The organism is Aeromonas sp. SER, from assembly GCF_038739615.1.
GTDB classification, from domain to species: domain Bacteria; phylum Pseudomonadota; class Gammaproteobacteria; order Enterobacterales; family Aeromonadaceae; genus Aeromonas; species Aeromonas jandaei.
Genome location: NZ_JBCGFC010000013.1, coordinates 22,894 through 49,188 on the forward strand (window position 1 = coordinate 22,894; position 26,295 = coordinate 49,188).

The following is a 26,295-nucleotide window of genomic DNA, read 5'->3' on the forward strand; positions in this document are numbered from 1 at the left end:
TGTGAATATTTATATGATTTCTGACCCTTTCTTCCCTTGATCCAGCTCAGCGCCGTATTTGCGCAAGCTCGTACAATGGCGCTCCTTTAGCGGAGGTGTCATGCAGTTACACGAACTCGTCAATACATTCGGTCAGGATCTCAAGCAGCGTCATGGCCAGAAGATCCACAAGCTCTCCATTCACGGCGCCTTCACCTGCCCAAACCGGGACGGTACCCTGGGGCGCGGCGGCTGCACCTTCTGCAATGTCTCTTCCTTCGCTGACGAATCGGCCCAGCAGCTATCTGTGGTGCAGCAACTGCTGGCCCGTCGGGATGAGGTGACCCGTGCCAAGCGTTATCTTGCCTACTTTCAGGCCTATACCAGCACTTATGCCGAGGTCGAGTATCTGCAGCGGATGTATGAAGAGGCGCTGTCGGTGAGCGATATGGTGGGACTTTGTGTCGGCACTCGACCTGATTGCGTGCCGGATGCCGTATTGGATCTGCTGGCGGGCTATCAGGCCCGGGGTTACGAGGTTTGGCTGGAGCTCGGGCTGCAAAGCGCCAACGACAAGACCCTGCAACGGATCAACCGGGGCCACGGTTATGCTGCCTATGTGGATGCAGTGACGCGGGCTCATCAGCGCGGTATCAAGGTGTGTGCTCATTTGATCGTCGGTCTGCCGGGCGAGGTGCCGATGGATAGCCTCGATACCCTGCATCGCATCGTGGAAACCGGAGTTGAGGGGATCAAGCTCCATCCGCTTCATGTGGTCGAGGGCAGTACCCTTGGCAAGGCATGGCAGGCGGGTCGGCTTGAGGTATTGACGCTGGAGCAGTATGTGGAAGCCGCTGTCGCCATGATCCAGCACACTCCACCCGAGGTGGTATATCACCGCATTTCGGCCTCAGCTCGTCGTCCGACTCTGCTGGCTCCGGTCTGGTGTGAAAATCGCTGGACGGCCATGAGCGAGATCGCCAAGGCCCTCGCAAGCCAGGGGCCACAAGGGTACGCACTGGGAAGACCCTTTATGCTTTCTGAGCTGTAGTTGAGCGGAGAGTTACTATTTTCCCATAAAACATAGGCTTATATAAAAAGCTTCATAGATTTAGCTATAGTCTTGGTGCGTACGGATTGATATAGTGATGCACCATAATAGATATCGCTATCAATTACGTTCAGCCACATTTAATGATGAGCTAAACGTCAGCAGAGTATTTCACTCGCTCTTTTATCGATAATGAGCCATGCCGCTGTTTAGAACGAACCGGATTAACGACCCCGGATGCGCCGTTCCCCTCCGCGGTATTGCCAGTGGCGGCAGTTGTTCTTGATCTGGATTGGCAAGAACAGGTTCTGGTGGCAGCGGGGTTATCTCGACCTCATTCATGCAGTGACAGGATGCTATGCAAGCAGAAACAAGTCGTATTGATGAGTTATTGGAGTGTCTGGTCTTTCTGACCCGCTTTTACGGCGTGCCCAACAGTCAGGATGCCCTGACGACCGGTTTACCCTTGGTATCGGGGCGTCTGACCACGTCGCTTTTTGGTCGTGCTGCCGAGCGGGGAGGACTCTCTGCCCGTGAAGTCATTCAACCGCTTGATGAGATCTCCCCGCTGCTGCTGCCCTGCGTGCTGCAGATGCGCAATGGCGGCGCCTGCATTTTGCTGGAATGGAATGAAGATCGAAGCCAGGGAAAAGTGATTTTTCCGCAGGCTGGGGATGCGACCCAGTGGGTTGCGGCCGCCCAGCTGGGGGACGAATATATCGGGCGCCTCTTCTATGTGAAGAAACAGTTCAAGTTTGATGAACGTTCGCCCAAGGTGCTGGAAACCCGTGACGGTCACTGGTTCTGGAGTACATTGTTTGAATCCCGCGGAATCTATCGTGATGTATTGATCGCGTCCATTCTGATCAACCTGTTCGCAATAGCCAGCCCGCTCTTCACCATGAACGTCTATGACAAGATTGTACCCAATCTGGCGTTTGACTCGCTCTGGGTGCTGGCAGTCGGTGCCATGGTGGTCTTTACCTTCGACTATGTGATGCGGCAGCTGCGCAGTTACTTCATCGATATCGCCGGCAAAAAGTCGGATGTACTGCTCTCTGCGAAGATTTTTGCCAAGGTGATGGGCATGCGGATGGAGTCTCGTCCTGCCTCAACTGGTGCTTTTGCCAAACATTTGCAGGAGTTTGAGTCGGTACGGGAGTTTTTTACCTCAGCAACAGTTTCAACGCTGATTGATCTCCCCTTCGCCATCTTCTTCCTCTTTATTATCTGGATCTTTGCCGGTGCCATGGTGGTGGTGCCCATTGTTGCCATGCTGATTTTGATCGCTTACAGCTTCTATATTCAGGAGCCGCTCAAGAAGTCGATTGAAGAGGGATCGCGACTGGCTTCCCAGAAAAACGCCAACCTGATCGAAAGTATTTCGGGCCTTGAGACTGTGAAGATCTTTGGTGCCGAAAGCATGTTCCAGCATCGCTGGGAGCAGGCGGTATCTCATATCTCTACCTGGGGCGTACAGACCCGTCGCATCACTAACTCCATGTCGTCACTGGCGAGCTACATCCAGCAGGTGGTGACGGTCGGGTTGGTGATTGTCGGGGTTTACCAGATATCCGAGGGCAATGTGACCATGGGAGGGATGATCGCGGCCGTGATGCTATCCAGCCGTGCCATCGCGCCCATGGTGCAGCTCTCTGTGCTCTCGACCCGCTATAACCAGGCCAAGTCTGCGCTGGATATTCTGGAAAAGATCATGGTAACGCCGGGTGAGCAGGAGGAGGGAAAACAATATATCCATCATCCGGTTATCTCTGGTCGGATTGAGTTCGAGAATGTCTCCTTCAAATATCCGGGGATGGAGACCAGTACCCTGCACAATATCAATTTGCGCATCCAGCCGGGTGAGAAAGTGGCAATTATCGGCCGGATCGGTGCAGGTAAAACTACCCTCGAGAAGCTCTTGATGGGCCTCTATCGTCCGACTGATGGCTCGGTCAGAATCGATGGTTTTGAACTCGATCAGCTGCCACCCTCGGTGATCCGCCGCAATATTGGCTGTGTGCCGCAGGATGTCGTGCTCTTTTTTGGTTCGGTGCGCGATAACATCATGCTGGGTAATCCGCTGGTGGACGATGTGCGGGTATTGCGCGCCGCCAAACGGGCCGGTGTGACCAACTTTACCAACCGGGATCCCAATGGTCTGGATCGGCAGATAGGTGAAGGTGGGCGCCAGCTTTCGGGCGGCCAGCGTCAGGCCATCCTGTTGGCCCGGGCTCTGCTTAATGATCCGCCCATTCTGGTGATGGATGAACCGACCTCTAATATGGACAACCAGTCTGAAATGCTGGTGAAACAGGAGTTGGCCAGACTGGGTCCGGAAACGACCTTGATTCTCATCACCCACAAAACCTCCATGCTTGATGTCGCATCCCGAGTGATAGTGATCGAGCAGGGGCAAATCGTGGCTGATGGCCCGAAAGAGGCGGTGTTGCAACAGCTCAAAGAGGGCAAGGTACGGCTGCAGGAGGTATCCCATGGCTAAGCGGTTGTTAGGCTGGTTCAAGGGATTAAAAAAGCGTCCTTCCGATGAAGTGTTGCCAGCCCCCGAGCATCTTGCCTTTGTCGATGATGGTGCCGCAGCCGTTTTGCTGACGACACCGACCCGGGCGCGCATTCTGCTTTGGTGCTGCTTCTTCTTCTTTATGAGCGCGATTGTGTGGGCCGCCTGGGCGCAGCTGGATGAAGTGACTGTTGGGCAGGGCAAAGTCATCCCTTCTCGCCAGTTGCAAGTTATCCAGAACCTGGAAGGAGGGATCGTCAAGGAGATCTTCGTCAAAGAAGGCGACATCGTCGAAAAAGGCCAACCACTGCTACGTATTGATGACACCCGTTTTCGTTCCGATTTTCGCGAGCGTGAGCAGGAGTTGGTGACTCTTAAAGGGGACATTGCTCGGCTACATGCAGAAATGGCTAGCGTCGAGGTGAAAAACGAGCCGAATCTGGGATGGCGTGAACAGGTTGTGGTGGGCGAAGCGCCCATTGAGTTTCCGGATGGCTATGAAACTGTCTTTGCCGAATATGCCAACCGTGAACGTTCAGTCCAGAAGGATCGTCTCAATAACCTGAAGAACCAGCTCTATATTCTAGGCCAGCAGATTGAGCAGAATGAGCAGGAGTTGATTGAGCTCAACGCCAAGATCCGCACCGTCAATCGCAGCGTGGAACTTGCAAGACAAGAGCTCAATATCAGCCGTCCGTTAGCAAAAGAGGGGATTGTGCCACAGGTTGAGCTGATCAAATTGGAGCGGCAGGTCAACGAAATGCAGGGGGAGCTTGAGAGCAACCATCTGCTTATTCCCAAGCTCAATGCGGTGCTGCGTGAGACCATCTCCAAGCGTAACGATATCGCCCTCAAATTCAGGGCTGATTCGCAGACCGAGTTGAATGAAAAACAAGGCAGACTGGGGCAGTTGTCGGAAGGGCAGGTCGGATTGCGAGATCGGGTTGATCGCACCAGCGTGATTGCCCCGCTTAAGGGGACGATCAAAAAACTCAAGGTCAATACTCTGGGTGGGGTTGTCCAGCCCGGTATGGATTTGATGGAGATCGTTCCGCTGGAAGATACCCTGCTGGTGGAAGCCAAAGTATCTCCGAAAGATATAGCGTTCTTGCGGCCAGGGCTTGATGCCGTGGTCAAGATCACCGCCTACGACTTCACCATCTATGGAGGCTTGCATGGTAAGGTTGAACAGATAAGTGCGGACTCGATCCAGGATGAAGAGGGTAACTCCTTCTATCTGGTTCGGGTGCGTACCGAGAAAAGTTACTTGGGCGATGAGCTTAACGCACTTCCCATCATCCCCGGTATGTTAGCCAGTGCAGATATAATTACTGGTAAAAAAAGTGTCCTAGACTATTTGCTTAAGCCGATATTACGGGCAAAACAGTCGGCACTGAGAGAACGATAAGCCAACAATCTAAAAACAAGACATGACTGGAGATAACATGAAAAAAACGATTGTTGCCATGCTGGTCAGTGGCGTAACTATGTTGCCAGCATTGGTGCAGGCCCAGACTCTGGAAGAGTCGGTGGGGCAGGCACTTGCGACTCATCCCAAGATCAAAGAGGCGTTTGATCTTTATCAGGCTCGTCTTTATCAGCATGATGGCGCCAAAGGGGGTTACTACCCCACCATCGATTTGCGCGGTGGCGTTGGCTACGAGAAGGTCGATAGCCCGACAACTCGAGCTGCTGGCTCCAACTCGACAACGATTGATGACTCAATGACTCGTAAAGAGGCGGGGATCAGTCTGCGTCAGATGTTGTTTGACGGTTTCAATGTCAGTAGCAATGTCTCCAGAACCGAGGCAGAGGCCAATGCCCAGCGTCTGGCGATGATCTCCGAAGCTGAAAATACGGCTCTGCGGGTAGCTGAGGTTTACCTCAATATGCTGCGCCAGCAGGAGATCCTGGAACTCTCCAAACAAAACCTCGAGACCCACGAGCAGATCCGCAGCGATATCCGCAAGCGTACTGACTCCGGCCTTGGTTCAACTGCTGACCAGACCCAGATCGATGGCCGTGTGGCTCGAGCCTATTCCAACCAGGCTGCGGCAGAAAACAACTATCGTGATGCTGAAAGTGAATTTATTCGTGTCGTCAATGAGGTGCCAAAAGATCTGGTTCAACCGACACCGAATACAGAGCTGCTTCCGCCGTCACTCGAGAGTGCTTTGAAGACAGCCACCGAGGTTCACCCCACTTTGCTCTCCTCTTTGCAAGATATTGAAGCCGCCAAGTACCAGCATGAAGGTGCCAAGTCCGGTTTCTATCCTGATGTGACTTTTGAGGTCGATCAGAACTGGAACGAGGATATCAATGCTGTTAAAGGCCGTAACGACGATCTGACTGCCATGGTGCGGATGCGCTACAACCTGTTCCGTGGTGGTTCCGATGTGGCACAAAGCAATGCGACATCTGCGCTGTACTCTCAGGCAAAAGACATTCATATGAATGCTTTCCGTCAAGTTGAAGAGGGAACTCGTCTTGCGTGGAACGCCAAAGAGTCACTGGCCAAACAGAAAACCTTCTTGAAAGAGCACGTGGATGCCAGCTATGACACTGTTCAGGCATACAAGAAGCAATTTGGTTTGGGACAGCGAACCTTGCTGGACGTATTGAACACCGAGAACGAACTGTTTGAAGCGCGCCGCAGCTATATCACAGCAGAGTACGACTCATTGCTGGCCGACTATCGCATTTTGAATGCGACGGGTAGCCTGCTTAATGCGTTCAACTTCAAACAGCCTACCGAGTGGCAGGCCAAGCAGTAAGTTGGTATTCAGTTGCCCTTTCTTGGTTAGGGTAACTGCAGGCAGGATGGCGATACCTATAATGCCATCCTGTCTGGCTCAAACCGGGTGATTTGTGCAGGAGTGTTTCACCAACGATGCGGCAGGAAAATGATGTGACTTTCTGGTTGTCATCTGTTGGTATTTCTCATGCCCGGTTTGGCGCTAGTCGCAGCTTGATGCGAATGGTGCGTGCTGCTCTGTGGCTATTCCTACTCCCTCTCTCTTTATTGCTCTCAGCCAGCCAACCGTTGACTCAGGAAGATATGCAGTTGATCAAGCGAGCTGAGCAGACCTACGGCATTCGGGCAGGGAAGAGAGTCACCACTTGGCGCACACTGGTGCAGCAAAACAAGGATGCTGGATTAAGTGAACGCCAGAAGCTGGAAAAGGTGAATCAGTTCTTTAATCAGATGCGTTTTATTGACGATATAAAGTTGTGGCGTAAAAAAGATTATTGGGCGACCCCATTGGAGTTTTTGGGGGCTTCCGGTGGTGATTGCGAAGATTTCAGTATTGCCAAGTATTCCACCTTGCTTGAACTCGGTATTCCTGATGAGAAAATGCGCATGGTATACGTCAAGGCACTCGACTATAACCAGTTTCATATGGTCGTAGCCTATTATGAAACACCATCGTCAGTTCCGGTTATATTGGACAATTTAATAGGCTCAATTCGTCCTGCTACCCAGCGGCATGACCTTGTGCCTGTTTTCAGTTTTAACGGTAGTCACTTGTGGTTGATGAAAGCGCGAGGCCAAGGGGAACTGGCTGGTGATTCATCCCGCTTGGGGTTATGGAATGATTTACGCAATCGCATGACATCAGGGCGATTGGCTCGGCCTGTGGTGAATTTGGATGATTAACCTATGACGCTCTACAGACAGTTATTGGCCACCATGTTGCTGTTGTTTGGATTGTTGTTTGCAGCCACCTATTGGGTGCAATTCAATTCGACACGCTCCTATCTTGCACAGCAGCAGGAAACTACGGTGATAAACACCGCGACGTCACTGGGGCTGGCTCTGACTCCCTATCTGGAAAACGGAGACAAAGTCGGTGCCGAGTCGGTGATCAAGGCGATATTTGACGGTGGTTATTATCGTATTGTGCGGCTTGATCTGCTTGCCTCGAAAGATGTGATTGAAGAGGAGAACAGTAGCCGTATTCAGGGTGTACCTGACTGGTTTATTAAATTGGGGTTGTTTCCTGAAGTCTCCAACGAGTCGATTCTGACATCTGGTTGGCTACAGCTCGGCAAATTGAAGGTGGTCGGTCATCCGGGCCAAGCTTATCACGAGCTGTGGGTGGGCATGAGCGAATTGGCAACCTGGTTTGTGATTGGCTTTTTGATTACCACTATTTTGTTGATGCGAGCGCTGAACTTCCTCTTAAAGCCGCTCAAACAGATTTGTGACCAAGCCGTCGAGATTGAGTTGCACCATTTTGGTCATACCATCCCCGAACCTCGGACTCATGAGCTGAAGCAAGTTGTTCAGGCCATCAATATTCTCTCCGGCAAGCTGGCTGTGCAGTTCAAAGAACAGGCTGAAGAGGCAGAAAAACTGCGTGAGCGCGTCTATGTCGATGCAGTGTCCGGTTTGGGTAATCGAGCCTATTTTGTTGGCCAAGTAAATGCCTGGATTGCTGAAGCTGGTCAAGGCGGGGTTATGCTGGTTGCGGTGGATATGCTGGAAGATATCTACCGTGATGAAGGTTTCGCGGCTCGTGACAATATGGTCAAGTCCATCGCCCAGGTGTTGCGCGAGCAGCTTAAGGGATGGGATGGTGCCGCTGTTGCACGCATTTCGGCAACCGAGTATGCACTGTTATGCCCGACTGATGATTTTGAGCAGCTCAAAGAGCTGGCAGAGATTATTAACTCCCGTATTGCAGACCTGGTGGTTAATCCGATGGAGGAGGGCAACCCGCTCTCTGTTATCGGTATTGCGGGCCGTGATGGTAACGATGATCTCTCAGCTCTATTGACCAAGGCAGATAATGCACTTGGTAAAGCCCGTAATGAACGTCGTGGGGCTGTTGTTATTGAAGGTGGAGATAGCCAGGGCATGATGGGACGTCTGGCATGGCGCGACTTGGTACAAGATGCGATTAACCGTCATCTATGGCGCTTCAAGGCACAACCCGCCTGCCGCTTTGATAATGGTTCGCGCATGCATGCCGAGTTGTTTGCCTCTATTTCGCGCGATGGAACGGATTACTTTGCAGGACAATTCTTACCTGCTATTGAACAGTTCAAACTGGGGAGTGAATTTGACCAGGCTATCTTGGAGTCGAGTACCGGCTTGTTGCAACAAGATGCCGAGTTGACGCTGGCTATCAATATTACCGCTGGTTCACTTTGCTCTGATGATTTCCTGGTGTGGTTGCCAGAATTCCTCTCGGAGCATGTGAGTCTGCAGGGGCGTCTGCTGTTTGAAATTCCCGAGGCGGCGATTGTGAAACATCGGGAGCAAGTGACAGCACTGGTTCAGGTATTGCGTCAGCTTGGTTTCGAATGGGGTGTTGATCACTATGGTCGCCACTTCCAGTCTCTCGGTTATCTGGAAGAGTTGGCCCCTGCTTATGTGAAGGTGGATCATGGCTATACCAGCCAGGTGATGGAGCCGGGGGCCGATACCTCCTTCCTTGCCGCTGTTTGTCGTGCAGCCCACAATGCCGGTGTTCTGACCATTGCCACTCGGGTGGAAGACCAGCAGCAAGTGGAGCTACTCTCCAAATTGCATATCGATGGATACCAGGGATTTGTTCACCCGGCCTTTCCCCTATCCTGAAACGATGTTTTCTGAATCAAAGCGGCCTTCAGGGCCGCTTTTTATATTGTTCATAAAATCAATTTGTCATTAGTGAATGAAAAAGTGAATAAGGTCTCAATGGGGTCTTTTTTAATGTGTTGATATTAAAGGAAAAAACAGCTTCGTTCGATTTGGTTCATTATTGAACATCCCTGTTCCGCCAATATATATATTTTTTGCAACGGTTAGAGTTGGCAAGTGCTTCTAAGGTGTATCCAGCGAGATCCGCCACCTTGGAGCAATGGATATGCGTACTCAAGTCATCGATAAAACCGTCGTTGTATCGGGTGTTGAAGGCAACGTAGAGATAGTGCTGGCTGATGGAACACAGCGCCCTTTGCAAAAAGGCGAAATTTTACAACCCGGTGCCAAATTGGTCATCGCCGATGATGCCAAGTTGGCCCTTTCGCCCTACGATGATTCCCCTGCAAAGAACCAGCCAACCGGTGCCGATGAGGCTCAACCCGATCAGCCGCAGGGTGGTACAAATGCCAGTGGTGATGGAGCGCCTTCCGATATAGCGGCTTTGCAAAAATCAATCTTGCAGGGTGTTGACCCGACTCAAAACTTTGAAGCGTCAGCCGCAGGTGGTGCACCTGCAGCCGGTGGTGGCGGTGGTGGGATTGGTGGGGTCGCTGGAACGAGTGGTAATGGTGGTTTTGTCACTATCGACCGTGTCGGAGATGCCACAATAGCTGCTGCCGGTTTTGATACAACCTACGATACGACACCTGTGCTTGATCAAGCTCAGGCTGCAGACCCGCTGTTGGTTAATGTACTGGCAGATCTGGATGAAACAGTGACTACCCAGGAGGATTCGCCTATCAGCGGTAATCTTCTGGATAACAGTACCAACCCTGACGGGCCGGCTACCGCCACGATCGTCTCTTATGACTGGGGGATCAATATCGGAGTTCCAGCTGGTGTTGCTGCAACAATTACCGGTGTTGGAACCCTGATCATCAATGCAGATGGCAGTTACACATTTACACCGGCAACCAACTACGACGGGGCGGTACCTGCTGTCACTTATCAAGTAACCGATGGGCAGGACACCGTATCGTCAACTCTTGTTATTACTATTACTCCGGTCGATGAAGGGGTAAACCTGCAAGGGTTGGCAGTTGAAGGTGGGGAAGTGCTGGTGAGTGATGCCAATCTGGCAGATGGCTCTGCACCAGATGCTGCTAAATTGACTCAAAGCGGCACATTTACCTTCAATGCTCCTGATGGGGTTCAGCTACTGAGTGTGGGGGGACTTCAGCTGATCAGTAATGGCGCAGTCGTGACCTTGCCGCAGTCGGTTGATACCCCTTTGGGTAACACTCTGCAAATTACGGCCATTACCTACGATCCGGTTACGGGGAATGGCTCAGTGACCTACAGCTATACCCTTCTTGATAACGAAGCTCATCAACAACCGGCCAACGACATTCAGTTGGGTGAAAACCTCCTAGTGACACTGACGGATGATGATGGAGATACGACCAGCGCCACTCTGGATATTGCAGTGCTGGATGATGTTCCAAGCCAGAGTGTGGGCGTGGCGGAAGAGGCTGACTTTGGCGGCTTGTCGGTGAGCCTGGACGAGACTGTTGGCAAGGAAGACACCTACAACAGTAGCGATGTGGATGATGGTTACGTCAGTGACGATGTGAGCGGGGCACTGGCACAGGCAACCACGGCGATCGCTGGCGGTCTGTTGTCGCTCTTTACCAGCAGTGGCAGCTATGGTGCTGATGGTGCTGGCAGTACGACAGGTAGCTTCAGTTTTGTGGGCGTGGGCAGCGAGGGTGTTGAAACCAACCTGTCGGCGACCGATGGCGGTGCGATTACCCTCAATGCCGTGAGCGCGACCGAGCTGCAAGGGGTGGACGGTGACGGTGATGTGGTGTTCAGCATCAAGATAGTGGAGGTGGATGGCGTTGCGCAGCTGCAGACCACCCAGTTTGAGGCTCTGTCTCACGGTAACACCGGCCTGTTTGATGAATCGCTGTCACTGTTGCTGAGCGGCCAGAACACTCTGGGTTTGCAATACAGCGTAACCCGAGTGGATGGCGATGGAGATAGCGTCACAGACAGCGCCACCATCAGCTTGGTAGATGGCGAGCGTTCGGTATTCAGCTTTGATGATGACGGCCCGCGTGCCGGGCTGGCAGAAGAAGCCCCGCGTCTGGGGGCAACCGTGGATGAAAGCCTGGTCAGTCTGGGCGGCGTTGGCGGTGACGGGGTGGCCAGTGCCAGCCTGAGTGCGGCCGACGTGCAGGCCCAGTTCAACCCGGCCTTTGGGGCCGACGGGGCGGGCAGCATCGGCTACAGCCTGGCGCTGAGCGGCAGCGATGTGGCGAGCGGCCTGTATGCGGTCGACCCGCTGGCCGCGAACGGGCAGGGTGCGGCCATCGTGCTCAATCAGGTGGGTAACGTCATCACCGGCAGTGTCGGCACCGTGAGCTACTTCACCCTGACCATCAACCCGACCACCGGGGAAGTGACGTTGGCTCTGCTGGACAACGTCTGGCATGGCGACACCACCAATGCGGATGACAGCGTGGCGCTGAGTGTGGGCAAGGGCGTGCTGACGTTGGTGCAGACTGTGACCGACGCCGATGGCGACCGTGCCAGTGCATCTGTAGACCTGGGTGCCAACGGTGTGTTCCGCTTCGAGGATGACGGCCCGCGTGCCGGGCTGGCGGTGGAAGCCCCGCGTCTGGGGGCAACCGTGGATGAAAGCCTGGTCAGTCTGGGCGGCGTTGGCGGTGACGGGGTGGCCAGTGCCAGCCTGAGTGCGGCCGACGTGCAGGCCCAGTTCAACCCGGCCTTTGGGGCCGACGGGGCGGGCAGCATCGGCTACAGCCTGGCGCTGAGCGGCAGCGATGTGGCGAGCGGCCTGTATGCGGTCGACCCGCTGGCCGCGAACGGGCAGGGTGCGGCCATCGTGCTCAATCAGGTGGGTAACGTCATCACCGGCAGTGTCGGCACCGTGAGCTACTTCACCCTGACCATCAACCCGACCACCGGGGAAGTGACGTTGGCTCTGCTGGACAACGTCTGGCATGGCGACACCACCAATGCGGATGACAGCGTGGCGCTGAGTGTGGGCAAGGGCGTGCTGACGTTGGTGCAGACTGTGACCGACGCCGATGGCGACCGTGCCAGTGCATCTGTAGACCTGGGTGCCAACGGTGTGTTCCGCTTCGAGGATGATGGCCCCAAAGCAAGCAATGTTCAGGCTGCTTTGGTTCTTGATGATGAAGGACTTGTCGGCGGGATCAATGGTGGCTCTGGTGATGTTGCAGGGGCCAATACCAGCGTCACGGGCAATCTGGTTTATCAGGCTGGGGCTGATGGCCTCAAATCGCTTGAACTCTCCGGGCCTACTGCGTTGGGAAGTGAAAGTGTGACCTCAGCGTGGGATGCCCAAAGTGGAACCTTGTCTATCAGTTCCACTCGCGGTCTCTTGATGACGGTCACCATTACCGACCCGAGCACTGGTGCCTACTCGGTGAAACTTCTGCAGCCCTTGATGCACACCGGGGTCGATACCGAAGACAATCTCACCCTCAATGTGGGCTACAAGGTGACAGATGGCGATGGGGACAGTGCCAGTGGCGTACTTGCCGTCACCATTAACGATGATACACCGACAATCCAGGTGGGTGAGCTGTCCCTGACTTCCTCAGTCACCTTCCTGGGTAGCAACGCCGGTTATTCAAATAGCTATGGCTACTACGTCAAAGGTGATGATGGCACTCCATTGTCCGGCAAAGTCATCTGGGCAAATGTGCACAGTCAGAGTGTGGGAAGCCAGACAGATATCAGTTCGCTGGATCCTGCTCATACCGGGTTCTTTGTTATCCCCAATGGAGGAGCCAATCCCGGTCTTGTAGATGGTGCCGCGGTCACTTTCCAGTTTATTAATGGCAAGTGGCAGGCATTCGTTGGCAGCACTGCGTTGAGTGGGGCCGATGGTGCCAACATCGTGTTCAGCGATGCGAGCCTCAACCCTGGCGGTTCACATTTGCAGGATACCGGTAGCGCAGGCAACCAGAACTGGGAGGATATGACCCTCAACTCGGATTACGACTACAACGATGTCAGCACCACTGTTACTTGGGGCGGTGCTGTGCAGTTGCAGGTCGATGAGTCCAACCTCAATCATGATGCAACAGCTGACTTTAGTGGTGTGTTCAACGTACAGCCGGGGGCTGATGGTCTGGGATCCCAGAGCTACAGCCTGAATGTACAAAATGCCAACTCTGGTCTGATTGATACCGCCACTGGTGAGCAAGTTCAGCTGAGAATGAATGGCTTGATCCTCGAAGGTCGCACGGCCACAACTGGCCAGCTGGTATTTAGCCTCACGGTCGACAGTAGCGGCAAGGTGACCCTTGATCAGCTGCGGGCTGTAGTTCACCCAACCTCTGATCCCGATGAAGCCACCTTTTTGGGCTCTGGCCACGTTAATTTGACTTTGACCGTCACCGATAAGGATGGAGATCACGCAAGCGGGGTTCTGGATATCGGTAAGGTCATCAGCTTCAAAGACGATGGTCCGAGCTCGTCGGCCAAGGCGGCAGCCAGTGCTGGCGCAACCCTAGATGAAACTGGCGGGTTTGATGCAGTCGACATCAGCAGCAGCGCCATTAGCGGTCTGTTTAATGCCCCGTTGTATGGCACTGACGGGGCAGGCAGCGTGCAGTACAGCCTGAGTGCTACTGCGGGAGCCCGCACCGGCCTGTGGCTGGCGGGTCAAAGTGGCAGCGCCAGCGAAATCAAACTGGTGGCCGTGGCCAACGGTTATGAAGGATGGACCGGCGGTAACACCAGTGGCACCAAGGCCTTCAGCGTGCTGATAGACAGCAGCGGCAAGGTGACGGTGACCCAGTATGCGGCGCTGGAGCACGGTGTGGATGGCAGCAGTGCGAGCGACCATGACGACAGCGTGTCGCTGGCGTCAGCGGCGGCCATCAAGGTGGTACAGACTGTCACTGACCGTGATGGCGACAGCACCACGGCGACCAGTGCGAACGGGCTGAATATCGCCTTCAAGGACGATGGTCCGATTGCTGTGGCTGATACCATTACCAGTGGCACTAATGGCACAGTCAACCTGGTGTTGGTTATCGATAGCTCAGGCAGTATTGGTAATACCAATATGCAGGTTATCAAGGATGCTGTAACGAATCTGATGAACAGCTATGGCAACTCACTGGTCAAAGTGATGCTGGTTGATTTTGATAGTTCGGCAACAGTCAAGAGTGTCGGCAGTCAGGTATGGCTGACCAAGGATCAGGTAACTGGTCAGCTGACTAGCATCTCTTCTGGCGGTTCCACGGACTACGATGATGCGTTGCAAGCGGTTAGGGACAATTATGGGACACCGCCTTCCGCTGATAACACCTTTGTATTTTTCATTTCGGATGGAGTGCCCAGTTCGGCTGATGAGGCAATTAACGCCACAGAGCGCAATGACTGGACGAACTTCCTGACACAAAAAGGCATTGATGGTGCATATGCCGTGGGGATTGGCTCAACCAGCGTACTCGATGCCGACCTGCAAAGTGTCGCGTGGTCACCGAGTGGTGCTCACAACAACAATGTGGTGGTGATCAATACAGCGGGTCAGCTGTCCGGAACACTGACCAACCTGACACAGGTAATTGATGGCAATGTAACAACCAATGACAGTACAGGTGCCGACGGTTTTGGTACGCCCAAGCTGGTGTCTGTGGAGTACAACGGAACAACCTACACCTTCAATAACAGCAATACCTCTTTCACTATTGCATTGGGTACCAACAAGGGCTCCCTCTACATTGAAAATGATGGTGACTATCGATTCACCCCGCCATCAGGGGGGGCAGAGGGGGCGCCTGTCGAAGTCACTTACAAGATTAAAGATGGCGATGGAGATACCAGCAGTGCCAAGTTAACCATTATCAATCCGGTCTTGGTGGTTGGTAGCAATGCCAATGACACAGGTTCCGGGGTCAGCACTGCCATTGACGATCACGTTCGTCCCAACCCTCTTCTTGCTCCGGATGTGGATGGCGCAATATTGGGTGGCGTCGGGGCTGATGTGTTGATCGGTGATGTCGGCGGGGTGACTTCGGGTAGTTACAACCTGACATTTATGGTCGATATGTCAGGGAGTATCAGCAACTCGGAATTCCAGTTGATGAAAGATGCCATCAACAACTTGCTGGCCAAGTTCAGTGGCATTGCGCAACTGCAAGTCGAGATTGGTACGTTTGCAGATAGCAGCAAATATGTTGGTACCTACACCTCTGTTTCTGCTGCTCAGCAGGCTGTCAGCAATCTAGTGCAGTCGGGTGGAGGCACTAATTACGAAGCAGCCTTGAAACAACTCAATACAATGATGACCGGGGATCCAGCCGCGAATCATAAATATGTCTACTTCCTCACAGATGGGGAGCCGACTGCAGGGAACTGGACCAATTCTGCGCAGATTGCGACCGGTATAGCGACCCTGAGCGCACTGTCTGCCTCGGATGTGGTGATTAATGCGGTCGGGATTGGGGTGCCATCCGGTGCATCATTTGGCAATAACCTCAATGCGATCGACAACACTGCAGACAACTACCTCGCCGTAGACAGCTTTGATGACCTGTCTAGTGGCTTGGGATCGCTGTTTACCGCTGTTAGTGTCGGCTCTGACCTGTTGCAGGGCGGTGCAGGCAACGACGTGATTTTTGGTGACAGTATTCATGCAGACAATACGGATGGCGGCTGGTTCGAGTTTGTAGCAGACAATCCAGGCAAGAGTGGTGGGCAATTGCTCAACGAACTTTACAGCCAGCATGCAGAGTATGGTAAGGAAGGTGCGGTTGGTGGTGATGACACCCTTGAAGGTGGCGATGGGAATGATGTGCTTTATGGACAAAAAGGCAATGACATCCTGATTGGCGGTGACGGTATCGACATTCTGGTTGGCGGGACCGGGTCTGACACCCTCACAGGCGGTGCCGGCAAGGACACCTTCAAGTGGGGCGCTGGAGATGTGGGTGGCACCGATGTGATCAAGGACTTCACCACCGGAACTGGCGGCGATGTGCTGGATATCAGTGAGTTGCTTAGCGGCGAACATGCCAACAAGACTTCGCTCGATGCTTATCTCACCTTCACCACAGGTCCGGGCACTGGCAAGTCAACACTCACCATCGATCTGGATGGCTCGGGTAGCGGCAGTACGACCCACGTTATCCAGTTTGACAACATCGACCTGACACTGGGAGGAACACGCAATGACCAGACCATCATTGAAGACCTGTTGAATCAGGGCAATCTGAAGGTTGATCCGTAATCTTGTCTCGGGGCCGGGCTTGCCTGGCCCCTGTTTTTTCCCCTGAGGGATGGATAAGATAGCAGCAGCAGAGGAGAGGGGCGTCATGCAGTCATTCAACTGGGTCGACATTGATGGTATCCGTTATAGCTGGGATGGGCAGGGAACCATTACCTGCGCAGGCCAGTTTGGCTATCAGGCATCGATCGCGGGGGATCAGCTGGATGGCGTGGAGATCGAGAACGACGCCGGTGATGTAGCTGGCTCGCTCAGTGTCGATTTTGCCGCGGCATCGATCACCTATACCCCGGCAATGGATGCTGAAGAGTCTCATGGTGTCATTCTGGTAGGGCATGATCTGGGCCAGCAGGAGTACTCGCTGGCCAGTCTCTACTCCCCGCAGCTGCAGGATCTGCTGGGGCACTCCGAGACTATTCCCTGGTCTGTGGCAATGGAGGAGAGTGTACCGACAGAGGTTCACTCCCAGCCACAAGGACATATTCTGTCGTGGGATTCGTTTCACTTTGATGACGAGGTGCTGGTCGTGCAGGTCAGCAACACGCCAGTATCTGCAGGGGGAGAGCATGAGTCTGCCCCGGTTGTCACCATCAGCCTTGATTTGACCAATCAGGTGCTGGATCAGATCCCGCCACTGCACGATATATGAATCTCACTTTGCTGCGGGCATAATGGCCTCAATCTTGTTGATTGAGGCTTTTTTCTATGTGGCGTCCCCTTCTTACCCTGTCGGCTCTGGTTGTCAGTGCCCCCCTGTTTGCCCTTGAAGTGCCGCAAGCGCCCCATCTGGTGGTGAGTGGTTACGCTGAGCAGAAGGTGGAGCCGGATATGCTGACGCTCAATGTGTCGGTTACCGCGCTGGAAAAGCAGGGGCTCAAGGCCAAGCAGCTGGTCGATACCAAGGTTGCCGCGTTTTTTGGTCAGCTTGAAGGGCTGGGCATCAAGCGCTCCGATGTGGAGGCGGGCAATCTGGTGGTCTCTCCCGAATATCAATATGCCGAGAACAAGAAACCCGAGCTGCTCGGGTACCGTGCCCAGCGTCAGCTGGCGGTCAAGCTTTACCAGCTCGACAAGCTGAGCCAGCTGATGGATACGGCACTCAAAGCCGGGCTCGAGTCAGTATCGCAAATCGAATATGGCCTGAAATCGCCGCAAACCGTCAAGGAGCAGGCGAGACTGGGAGCGGTGGAAGATGCCAAGAGCAAGGCCGAGTCGCTGGCCAAGGCGTTTGGTATGAAGCTGGGCAAGGTGTATAGCGTGGAGTATCGCAACGCATCTCCGATACCGGTCTATAGCCAAAACCTCAGGGTAAAGACGATGATGGCCGCGCCTGCAGCGGATATGGCTGCCAACAGCTATCAACAGCAGCAGATCACGGTGACTGACAATATCGACGCCGTTTTCCTGCTCGAATGATGCTGATGGCGTGATTGATGAAAACCCGCACCTGTTGCGAGTTTTTTTATGAGGCAACAGATACAAAAAAGCCGACACGCAGGGTGTCGGCTTGTGCATTTGGCGGGGCTATCAGGCGGTGACTGCGTCAGCCTTGCTCGCCTGCGGGGCCGGATTGCGAATGAGGTAATCAAACGCTCCCAGCGCGGCGGTCGCCCCAGCGCCCATGGAGATGATGATCTGCTTGAACGGCACCGTGGTGGCGTCCCCTGCGGCGTAGACGCCGGGCAGGGAGGTAGCGCCCCTGGTGTCGATCTCGATCTCGCCAAAGCGGGTCAGGGCCACGTCGCTCCCCTTGAGGAACTCGGTGTTCGGCACCAGACCGATCTGGACGAAGATACCCGCCACCGCCAAGTGTTTGATCTCGCCGGTGGTGCGATCTTCGTAATCCATGCCCACCACCTTGCTGCCGTCACCGATCACTTCGGTGGTGCGAGCACTCATGATGATGTCGATGTTGGCCATGGAGCGGGCCTTCTTCTGCAATACCTCGTCGGCACGCAGAGTGTCGGCAAACTCCACCACGGTAACGTGTTCGACAATGCCAGCCAGATCGATGGCGGCCTCGATACCAGAGTTACCACCCCCGATCACCGCAACCCGCTTGCCCTTGAAGAAGGGGCCGTCACAGTGCGGGCAGTAGGCCACACCCTTGGTGCGGTACTCAAGCTCGCCCGGCACGTTCAGGTCGCGCCAGCGGGCACCGGTCGCCAGGATCACGGCGCGGCTTTTCAAGGTGGCGCCAGAGGCGAGATCCACATTGACGTAGCCATCACGGCTGATGGCGGCGGCACGCTGCTCGGTGATTACTTCCACGCCGTACTGCTTGACGTGCTGCTCCAGGCTGGCGGCCAGCTTGGGGCCTTCGGTGTAGGGCACGGAGATGAAGTTCTCGATGCCGACAGTGTCCATCACCTGGCCACCGAAACGCTCGGCGACGATGGCGGTGCGAATGCCCTTGCGAGCGGCATAGATGGCGGCGGCGGCGCCAGCCGGGCCACCACCGACGACCAGCACGTCGTAAGGTGCTTTTTCGCTCAGCTCCTCAGCTTTGCGCTCGGCGGCGCCGGTGTCGAGCTTGGCGACGATCTCTTCGAGCGAAATGCGGCCCTGGCTGAACGGCTGACCGTTCAGGTAGACGTTCGGTACCGCCATGAGCTGACGCTCGTTGACCTCGTCCTGAAACAGGGCGCCATCGATCATGGTGTGGGTGATGCCGGGGTTGAGGGTCGCCATCAGGTTCAGCGCCTGTACCACGTCCGGGCAGTTGTGGCAGGAGAGCGAAATATAGGTCTCGAAGTGGAACTCGCCCTTCAGATTGCGGATCTGCTCCTGCACGGCCGCATCGGCCTTGGAGGGGTGACCGCCGCTTTGCAGCAGGGCAAGCACCAGCGAGGTAAATTCATGACCCATGGGGATGCCGGCAAAATGAACGCGCGGGGCCTGGCCCTGCGGCGCGACGCTCATGGAAGGCTTGCGGGCATTGGTGCCATCGGTCAGGGAAATCTTGGGGGACATCCCGGCGATCTCGCTGGCCAGAGCCAGCAGTTCGGCGGATTTGTCGCTGTCATTGCCGGACACGCTGATCTCGATGGGATTGACGATGTACTGCAAGTAACCGTTGAGTTGTTGTTTGAGGTTGGTATCTAACATGGTCGAATTCCTTCTTGTGATTGCGGGTCGGCGTTTTGTCAGGCCAGAAAGCAGACCGGCGCCTTTTCTGAGGTCCGTAAACAAAACCGGCCCTTGAACGGGCCGGTCTTCAGAGCGGGGAGGCTTAGATTTTGCCTACCAGATCCAGGGACGGGGCCAGGGTGGCGTCGCCTTCTTTCCACTTGGCCGGGCACACTTCACCCGGGTGAGCGGCAACGTACTGGGCAGCCTTAACCTTGCGCAGCAGCTCCAGTGCGTCACGGCCGATGCCGCCAGCGTTGATCTCGACGATCTGGATGATGCCCTGCGGGTCGATGACGAAGGTACCGCGGTCAGCCAGACCGGCTTCTTCGATCATCACGCCGAAGTTGCGAGTGATGGTGCCGGTGGGGTCGCCAATCATCGGGTACTGGATCTTCTGGATGGTGTCAGAAGTGTCGTGCCAGGCCTTGTGGGTGAAGTGGGTGTCGGTGGAGACAGCGTAGATCTCGACGCCCAGCTTCTGGAATTCGGCGTAGTTGTCGGCCAGGTCGCCCAGCTCGGTCGGGCAGACGAAGGTGAAGTCAGCCGGGTAGAAGAACACCACGGACCACTTGCCTTTCAGGTCAGCGTCAGACACCTGAACGAATTTGCCATTGTGGTAGGCGGTAGCGTTGAACGGCTTGATTTCAGTGTTGATGTAGGTAGACATGGATTTGCTCCTTGGTGATGTACATATGCCTGTCCGGGTTTGCAGAGTCGTGCCGGACGAGGCGTTTAACTTTCGATGGAGTCATCATAGGAGGATGTTTTAATCGATTAAAGCTACAAAATTGAATCGCTTTAATCGGTATATTGGATTTATACGCGGTGGCCTATCGTCGGTGCCGCTGGTAGCCACAGTCGGGCATCCCCCTCGCAAGGCCGCTTGTTGCCTTCAAGGAGGGGGTTGCGGACCAAATCGGTCGCTATAAATCAAATTTATGGGTTTGGCGAGAATGACCCGATTTTAATTTATACCTCCCCTATGCCTGGCAAAAAGAGGTAGTGGGGGCTTGCCGAAAGAAGATGAGGATATCGCCCGATCTGGGGGATCGAGTGGTCATATGGATCGGGAGCAAAGAAGAGCGGCACAAGCAGCAAGAGGGGAGGCGGGGGAGAGAAAGCAGAAGCCGACTCGAGCTGGTGCAAGCGGGCTGCGCGTTTTGCGCAGATAAAAAAAATCCCGGCGCTATCGCAACGATAAAGCCGGGTCATCAAACAAGGAATGGCTATATAAACAAATGCTTTACAGCAAAGACTAACTACGGGGTGTGCAAACTTGCAGACATATGAGAGGAAGAGGATGGGTGCACACTCCTTCATCTCCCCCTCGGCAACTATTGCATGAGGGGATAATAGTGTGATGAAGATCACATGGCAAGCAATTGGTGTAATTTTTCAATCAAAATGAAACACTTTCACCTTTATTGCTCTTTTTTACTGCTGAAAACGCTTTTTCTGTAATTAAATTACAGGTTGTTGTGTCAAAAATCGGTTGGGGGCTCCTGCTCCTCCATCAACTCCAGCAGGTTGATGGCCACCGAGATGAAGTCCGACTCGGTGACGATGCCGATAAGCTTGCGTCCCTTGAGCACCGGCAGACAGCCATACCGGTGGCGCTGCAGATAGAGCGCTGCCTCCTTGATGCCGGCATGGGGATCCACGCTCGCAACCTGGCGGGTCATGATCTCGTCAAGGTGGACGCTGTCGGTAAATTCCGCCTCCCGCTCCGGGCTTATCAGCAGCAGCTTGGATTCGCGGGTGGCCAGGATATCGGTGAGGGTGACCAGCCCCTGCAGATGGTGGTGTTCGTCAACGATGGGAATGTGGCGGATCCGCTCCTGCTGCATCAGATCCATCGCCTGTTTGACACTGTTCTCCGGCCCCAGGGTAAAGGGATGTTCCGTCATGATTTCGGATATGGTCATCATGGTAGGCCTCCTGATTGCATTGGTTTTTCTTCTCCGCCTGTCTCCACCCTAGCCCAGCCATGGGTGGCAAAACATGATCAGGGTCAATACAAAACATTAAAGAGTCATTAACCGGTTGGTGGTCACAAAATTGCCCGCTACCCCTTGTCTCTCTTGGGTTTTTGGTCTTTTGGGTTGCCTTGGAAGATGGGGATAACTAGACTAGCCGCCGATTCCCCCCGAGGTGAAAGATGCAAGTATCCGATTTTCATTTTGATCTGCCAGACGAGCTGATTGCCCGCTATCCGATGGCGGAGCGTACCGCCAGCCGTTTGTTGCAGCTCGACGGTCAAACCGGCGCCCTGCGCCACGGTCAATTTGTCGATGTGCTGGACCAGCTCAACCCGGGCGACCTGCTGGTATTCAACAACACCCGTGTCATTCCTGCCCGCATGTTTGGCCAGAAGGCCAGCGGCGGCAAGCTGGAGGTGCTGGTCGAGCGCATTCTGGACGAGCACAGCGTGCTGGCTCATGTGCGGGCCTCCAAGGCGCCCAAGCCGGGCACCCGGATGATCATGGATGGTGGCGTGGAAGCTGAAATGCGCGCCCGCCACGATGCCCTGTTCGAGATCCATTTCCTCGACGCCCGCCCGGTGCTGGAGATCCTGGAGGCCATCGGCCACATGCCGCTGCCCCCCTATATCGACCGTCCCGACGAGGATGCCGACAAGGAGCGCTACCAGACGGTCTACAACCAGAAGCCGGGCGCCGTCGCCGCGCCGACCGCCGGTCTGCACTTTGACGAGCCGCTGCTTGAGAAAATTCGGGCCAAGGGGGTTGAAACTGCCTTTGTCACCCTGCATGTAGGGGCGGGGACCTTCCAGCCGGTGCGGGTGGAGAAGATTGAAGATCACCATATGCACTCCGAGTATGCCGAAGTGCCGCAAGAGGTGGTCGATGCCATTGCCGCTACCCGTGCGCGCGGCGGTCGGGTGATTGCCGTTGGCACCACCTCGGTCCGTTCGCTGGAGAGCGCCGCCAAAGTGACTCTGGCGCAGGGCAAGCCGCTGGCGCCCTTTTTTGGCGACACCGACATCTTCATCTTCCCGGGCTACCAGTTCCAGATTGTCGATGCCATGGTGACCAACTTCCACCTGCCGGAGTCGACCCTGATCATGCTGGTCAGCGCCTTCGCCGGGTATGATAACGTGATGACCGCCTACCAGGCCGCCGTGGCTGGGCAGTACCGTTTCTTCAGCTACGGGGACGCCATGTTCGTCACCCGTCGCCGGGGCGAGGCATAAGCTTCGCCTTTTATAGCGGGCCGAATGGCCTTTAATTGTCAGACTGTTTCTCTGACTGAATCGAGGTAGCAATGAAATTTGAACTGAAAACCACCGACGGCCGTGCCCGTCGCGGTCAGCTGGTATTCGAGCGTGGCACCGTGCAGACTCCGGCCTTTATGCCGGTCGGTACCTACGGCACCGTCAAGGGGATGACCCCGGAAGAGGTGCGTGAGACCGGTGCCCAGATCCTGCTTGGCAACACCTTCCACCTCTGGCTGCGTCCGGGTCAGGAAGTGATGCGTGCCCATGGTGATCTGCATGACTTCATGAATTGGCAGGGCCCGATCCTGACCGACTCCGGTGGTTTCCAGGTATTCAGCCTGGGCGACATCCGCAAGATCACCGAGGCGGGCGTCCACTTCCGCCACCCCATCAATGGCGAGAAGATTTTCCTCGACCCCGAGAAATCCATGGAGATCCAGTACGATCTGGGCTCCGACATCGTGATGATCTTCGACGAGTGCACCCCGTATCCGGCCACTTACGAAGAAGCGCGCAAGTCGATGGAGATGTCCCTGCGTTGGGCCAAGCGCTCCCGCGACAAGTTCGACGCTCTTGGCAACAAGAATGCCCTGTTCGGCATCATCCAGGGCTCCGTCTACGAGCCGCTGCGCGATGTGTCGCTGGAAGGTCTGCTGGAGATCGGCTTTGACGGTTACGCGGTCGGTGGTCTGGCGGTGGGTGAGCCCAAAGAGGACATGCACCGCATCCTTGAGCACGTCTGCCCGAAAATCCCGGCCGACAAGCCGCGCTACCTGATGGGCGTGGGCAAGCCGGAAGACTTGGTGGAAGGGGTGCGCCGCGGTATCGACATGTTCGACTGCGTGATGCCGACCCGCAACGCCCGCAACGGTCATCTCTTTACCACCGATGGTGTGGTCAAGATCCGCAATGCGAAGTATCGCAACGACACCAGCACTCTGGATGCCGACTGCGATTGCTACACCTGCAAGAACTACACCCGCAGCTATCTGCACCATCTGGACAAGTGCAACGAGATCCTCGGTGCCCGTCTGAATACTATCCATAACCTGCGTTACTACCAGCGTGTTATGCAGGGTTTGCGGGACGCGATCGAGCAGGGTAAATTAGACGACTTTGTAACAGAGTTTTACCGTCGGCAAGGGAAGCCCGTGCCTCCGTTAGCTGTAAATGACGTTAAATAACAATAATTTATAAGCTAGTTTTCAAATCTACATCAATAAGAGGTTGTTAAATGAGCATTATCTCCAAGGCGTATGCAGAAGGCGCAGCTCCGGCGGCACAGGGTGGTGGCATGGAAATGATCATCATGCTGGCCGTATTCGGTCTCATCTTCTATTTCATGATCTACCGTCCCCAGGCCAAGCGCGCCAAAGATCATCGTAATCTGATGACCTCTCTCTCCAAGGGTGACGAAGTGCTCACCTCCGGTGGTCTGGTTGGCAAGATTGCCAAAGTGGCTGCCGACAGCGATTACCTGGTGATCGCCCTGAACGACCAGACTCAAGTCACCATCAAAAAGGACTTCGTTTCTGCCGTTCTGCCCAAGGGTTCTATCCAGTCCCTTTAATCTCCCAAGGAGCACAGCGTGTTGAATCGCTATCCGCTGTGGAAATACCTGATGGTGATCGTGGTGATCGCCATCGGTTTTCTATATGCAGCCCCCAATCTTTACGGCGAAGACCCGGCCTTGCAGGTTTCTGCCAGCCGTGGTGCCGAAGTCAAGCTAGATACCCTTGACCTGGTGAAAGAGAGTCTCGACGAGGCCAAGATCCCGGTCAAACATGCTGCGTTCGAGCACGGTCTGATCCTGATCCGTTTCAAGAACACCGAAGATCAGCTCAAGGCGCGCGATATCGTCGCCAACAAGCTGGGTGACAACTTCATTACCGCTCTCAACCTTGCCCCCTCTACTCCTGCCTGGCTCGAAGCCATTGGTGCCAACCCGCTCAAACTGGGTCTGGACCTGCGCGGTGGTGTGCACTTCCTGATGGAAGTGGACATGGCTGAGGCGCTGACCAAGCAGCAAGAGCAGATGGTGCAGGATTTCCGCTCCGAGCTGCGTACCCAGAAGATCCGTTACTCCGGCGTGCGCCGGGTCGGTGACAAGGTACAGGTGGTATTTCGTGACGAAGCGGATCAAGAGCGTGCTGTCACCCATCTGCGCCGCCAGAACCCTGATTTGACCTTCACCACCGAGCAGAAAGGGGATGAATTTATCCTGATGGCCGGTCTGAGCGAAGCGAAGATCAAGGAAGTGAAGAAGTACGCCCTCGAGCAGAACATCACCATCATCCGTAACCGGGTCAACGAGCTGGGTGTCGCCGAGCCGCTGGTACAACAGCAAGGCGCCGAGCGCATTGTAGTTGAGCTGCCCGGTATCCAGGATACCGCCCGTGCCAAGGAGATCCTCGGCGCGACCGCGACCCTGGAGTTCCACATGGTCGATGAGACGGCCGACATTCAGGCTGCGGCCGACGGTCGCGTACCGCCGAGCTCCAAGGTCTACAACGATCGCAATGGTCGTCCTGTCGTGCTGCAAAAGCGGGTGATCCTGACCGGTGACCACATCGTGGGTGCCCAGTCCGGTTTCGACGAGTACAGCCGTCCCCAGGTCAACATCAAGCTTGATGGCCAGGGTGGCAACAAGATGGCCAACTTTACCAAGGACAACGTGGGTAAAGGGATGGCGACCGTCTTTATCGAGTACAAGCCGGTTGGTCAGCCTGGTCCGGATGGCAAGCGCAAGTTCCGCAAGCAGGAGGAGGTGATCAACGTCGCCACCATCCAGTCGCGCCTTGGCAGCCAGTTCCGCATCACAGGTATCGACAACGCCAACGAAGCCCACAACCTGGCGCTGCTGCTGCGTGCCGGTGCCCTGATCGCCCCGATCCAGATCGTGGAAGAGCGCACCATTGGCCCGAGCCTGGGTCAGCAGAACATCGACAGCGGTATGCAAGCCATCGGCTGGGCCATGCTGGTGATCGTGCTGTTCATGGGGATCTACTACCGTGCGTTCGGCTGGGTTGCCAACCTGGCGCTCTGTATGAACCTGGTGCTGATCGTCGGTATCATGTCGATGATCCCGGGGGCCACCATGACCCTGCCAGGCATCGCCGGTATCGTGCTGACGCTCGGTATGGCGGTGGATGCCAACGTGCTGATCTACGAGCGTATTCGTGAAGAGATCCGCAACGGCCGCGGGGTTCAGCAAGCCATCCATCTGGGCTTTGATCGGGCATTCTCGACCATCGCCGACTCCAACGTCACCTCGCTCATCACCTGTGTGATCCTGTTCGGTATCGGTACTGGCGCCATCAAGGGCTTTGCCCTGACGCTGGGCATCGGTCTGACCGCCTCCATGTTTACTGCCATCACGGTCTCCCGCGCCATTATCAACCTGGCCTGGGGTGGACGGCGCATCGACAAGTTGCCCATCTGAGGATAG

Annotated in this window: 16 protein-coding genes; 13 read left to right on the forward strand and 3 right to left on the reverse strand. The window is 55.1% G+C overall.

Annotated features, from left to right (window positions below; translation table 11 throughout):
• Nucleotides 1-100: 100 nt before the first annotated feature.
• From AAHA41_RS17515 to AAHA41_RS17555, 9 genes are all read left to right on the forward strand, one after another.
• Complete coding sequence (locus AAHA41_RS17515) at nucleotides 101-1,030, forward strand: TIGR01212 family radical SAM protein (protein ID WP_041208468.1); 930 nt, start codon at nucleotides 101-103, stop codon at nucleotides 1,028-1,030.
• A gap of 358 nt (nucleotides 1,031-1,388) precedes the next feature.
• Nucleotides 1,389-3,533 carry a type I secretion system permease/ATPase gene (locus AAHA41_RS17520; RefSeq protein ID WP_139393955.1) on the forward strand — a complete coding sequence of 715 codons (2,145 nt, stop codon included), beginning with the start codon at nucleotides 1,389-1,391 and terminating at the stop codon, nucleotides 3,531-3,533.
• Complete coding sequence (locus AAHA41_RS17525; RefSeq protein ID WP_182925667.1) at nucleotides 3,526-4,959, forward strand: HlyD family type I secretion periplasmic adaptor subunit; 1,434 nt, start codon at nucleotides 3,526-3,528, stop codon at nucleotides 4,957-4,959. Before AAHA41_RS17520 ends, AAHA41_RS17525 begins: the two co-directional genes overlap by 8 nt.
• A 37-nt stretch (nucleotides 4,960-4,996) precedes the next feature.
• On the forward strand, nucleotides 4,997-6,325 hold the full coding sequence (locus AAHA41_RS17530; protein ID WP_041208465.1) for a TolC family outer membrane protein: 1,329 nt from the start codon (nucleotides 4,997-4,999) through the stop codon (nucleotides 6,323-6,325).
• Between the two features lie 197 nt (nucleotides 6,326-6,522).
• On the forward strand, nucleotides 6,523-7,209 hold the full coding sequence (locus AAHA41_RS17535) for a transglutaminase-like cysteine peptidase (protein ID WP_252353702.1): 687 nt from the start codon (nucleotides 6,523-6,525) through the stop codon (nucleotides 7,207-7,209).
• 3 nt (nucleotides 7,210-7,212) lie between these two features.
• Nucleotides 7,213-9,138, forward strand: a complete 1,926-nt coding sequence (locus AAHA41_RS17540; protein ID WP_323069813.1) for a LapD/MoxY N-terminal periplasmic domain-containing protein — start codon at nucleotides 7,213-7,215, stop codon at nucleotides 9,136-9,138.
• Nucleotides 9,139-9,406: 268 nt separating this feature from the next.
• Nucleotides 9,407-16,483 carry a retention module-containing protein gene (locus AAHA41_RS17545; protein ID WP_342697333.1) on the forward strand — a complete coding sequence of 2,359 codons (7,077 nt, stop codon included), beginning with the start codon at nucleotides 9,407-9,409 and terminating at the stop codon, nucleotides 16,481-16,483.
• 85 nt (nucleotides 16,484-16,568) lie between these two features.
• Entirely contained in the window at nucleotides 16,569-17,129 is a 561-nt protein-coding gene (locus tag AAHA41_RS17550; RefSeq protein WP_323069817.1) for a hypothetical protein, read from the forward strand.
• A gap of 56 nt (nucleotides 17,130-17,185) precedes the next feature.
• Entirely contained in the window at nucleotides 17,186-17,896 is a 711-nt protein-coding gene (locus AAHA41_RS17555) for an SIMPL domain-containing protein (RefSeq protein ID WP_043851502.1), read from the forward strand.
• A gap of 111 nt (nucleotides 17,897-18,007) precedes the next feature.
• Here AAHA41_RS17555 and ahpF read toward each other — a convergent pair whose 3' ends face one another.
• From ahpF to AAHA41_RS17570, 3 genes are all read right to left on the reverse strand, one after another.
• A complete protein-coding gene (gene ahpF / locus AAHA41_RS17560) occupies nucleotides 18,008-19,588 on the reverse strand; it encodes an alkyl hydroperoxide reductase subunit F (RefSeq protein WP_323069818.1) in 1,581 nt (526 codons plus the stop codon).
• A 124-nt stretch (nucleotides 19,589-19,712) separates the two neighbouring features.
• Nucleotides 19,713-20,279: an alkyl hydroperoxide reductase subunit C gene (gene ahpC, locus AAHA41_RS17565; RefSeq protein WP_005299724.1), complete on the reverse strand. Its 567-nt coding sequence runs from the start codon at nucleotides 20,277-20,279 to the stop codon at nucleotides 19,713-19,715.
• A gap of 814 nt (nucleotides 20,280-21,093) precedes the next feature.
• Nucleotides 21,094-21,540 (reverse strand): CBS domain-containing protein, encoded by a 447-nt coding sequence (locus tag AAHA41_RS17570; protein ID WP_040066530.1) that lies wholly within the window; start codon nucleotides 21,538-21,540, stop codon nucleotides 21,094-21,096.
• 230 nt (nucleotides 21,541-21,770) lie between these two features.
• Here AAHA41_RS17570 and queA point away from each other — a divergent pair, with 230 nt between their 5' ends.
• The 4 genes from queA to secD all read left to right on the forward strand — a co-directional run bounded on the left by queA (nucleotide 21,771) and on the right by secD (nucleotide 26,289).
• Nucleotides 21,771-22,823: a tRNA preQ1(34) S-adenosylmethionine ribosyltransferase-isomerase QueA gene (queA, locus tag AAHA41_RS17575; protein WP_042033560.1), complete on the forward strand. Its 1,053-nt coding sequence runs from the start codon at nucleotides 21,771-21,773 to the stop codon at nucleotides 22,821-22,823.
• 71 nt (nucleotides 22,824-22,894) lie between these two features.
• Nucleotides 22,895-24,031, forward strand: coding sequence for a tRNA guanosine(34) transglycosylase Tgt (tgt, locus tag AAHA41_RS17580; protein ID WP_041207406.1), 1,137 nt, complete (start codon nucleotides 22,895-22,897; stop codon nucleotides 24,029-24,031).
• 50 nt (nucleotides 24,032-24,081) lie between these two features.
• Entirely contained in the window at nucleotides 24,082-24,417 is a 336-nt protein-coding gene (gene yajC / locus AAHA41_RS17585) for a preprotein translocase subunit YajC (RefSeq protein ID WP_041207407.1), read from the forward strand.
• 18 nt (nucleotides 24,418-24,435) lie between these two features.
• Nucleotides 24,436-26,289 carry a protein translocase subunit SecD gene (gene secD / locus AAHA41_RS17590; protein WP_041207408.1) on the forward strand — a complete coding sequence of 618 codons (1,854 nt, stop codon included), beginning with the start codon at nucleotides 24,436-24,438 and terminating at the stop codon, nucleotides 26,287-26,289.
• The last annotated feature ends 6 nt before the right edge of the window (nucleotides 26,290-26,295 follow it).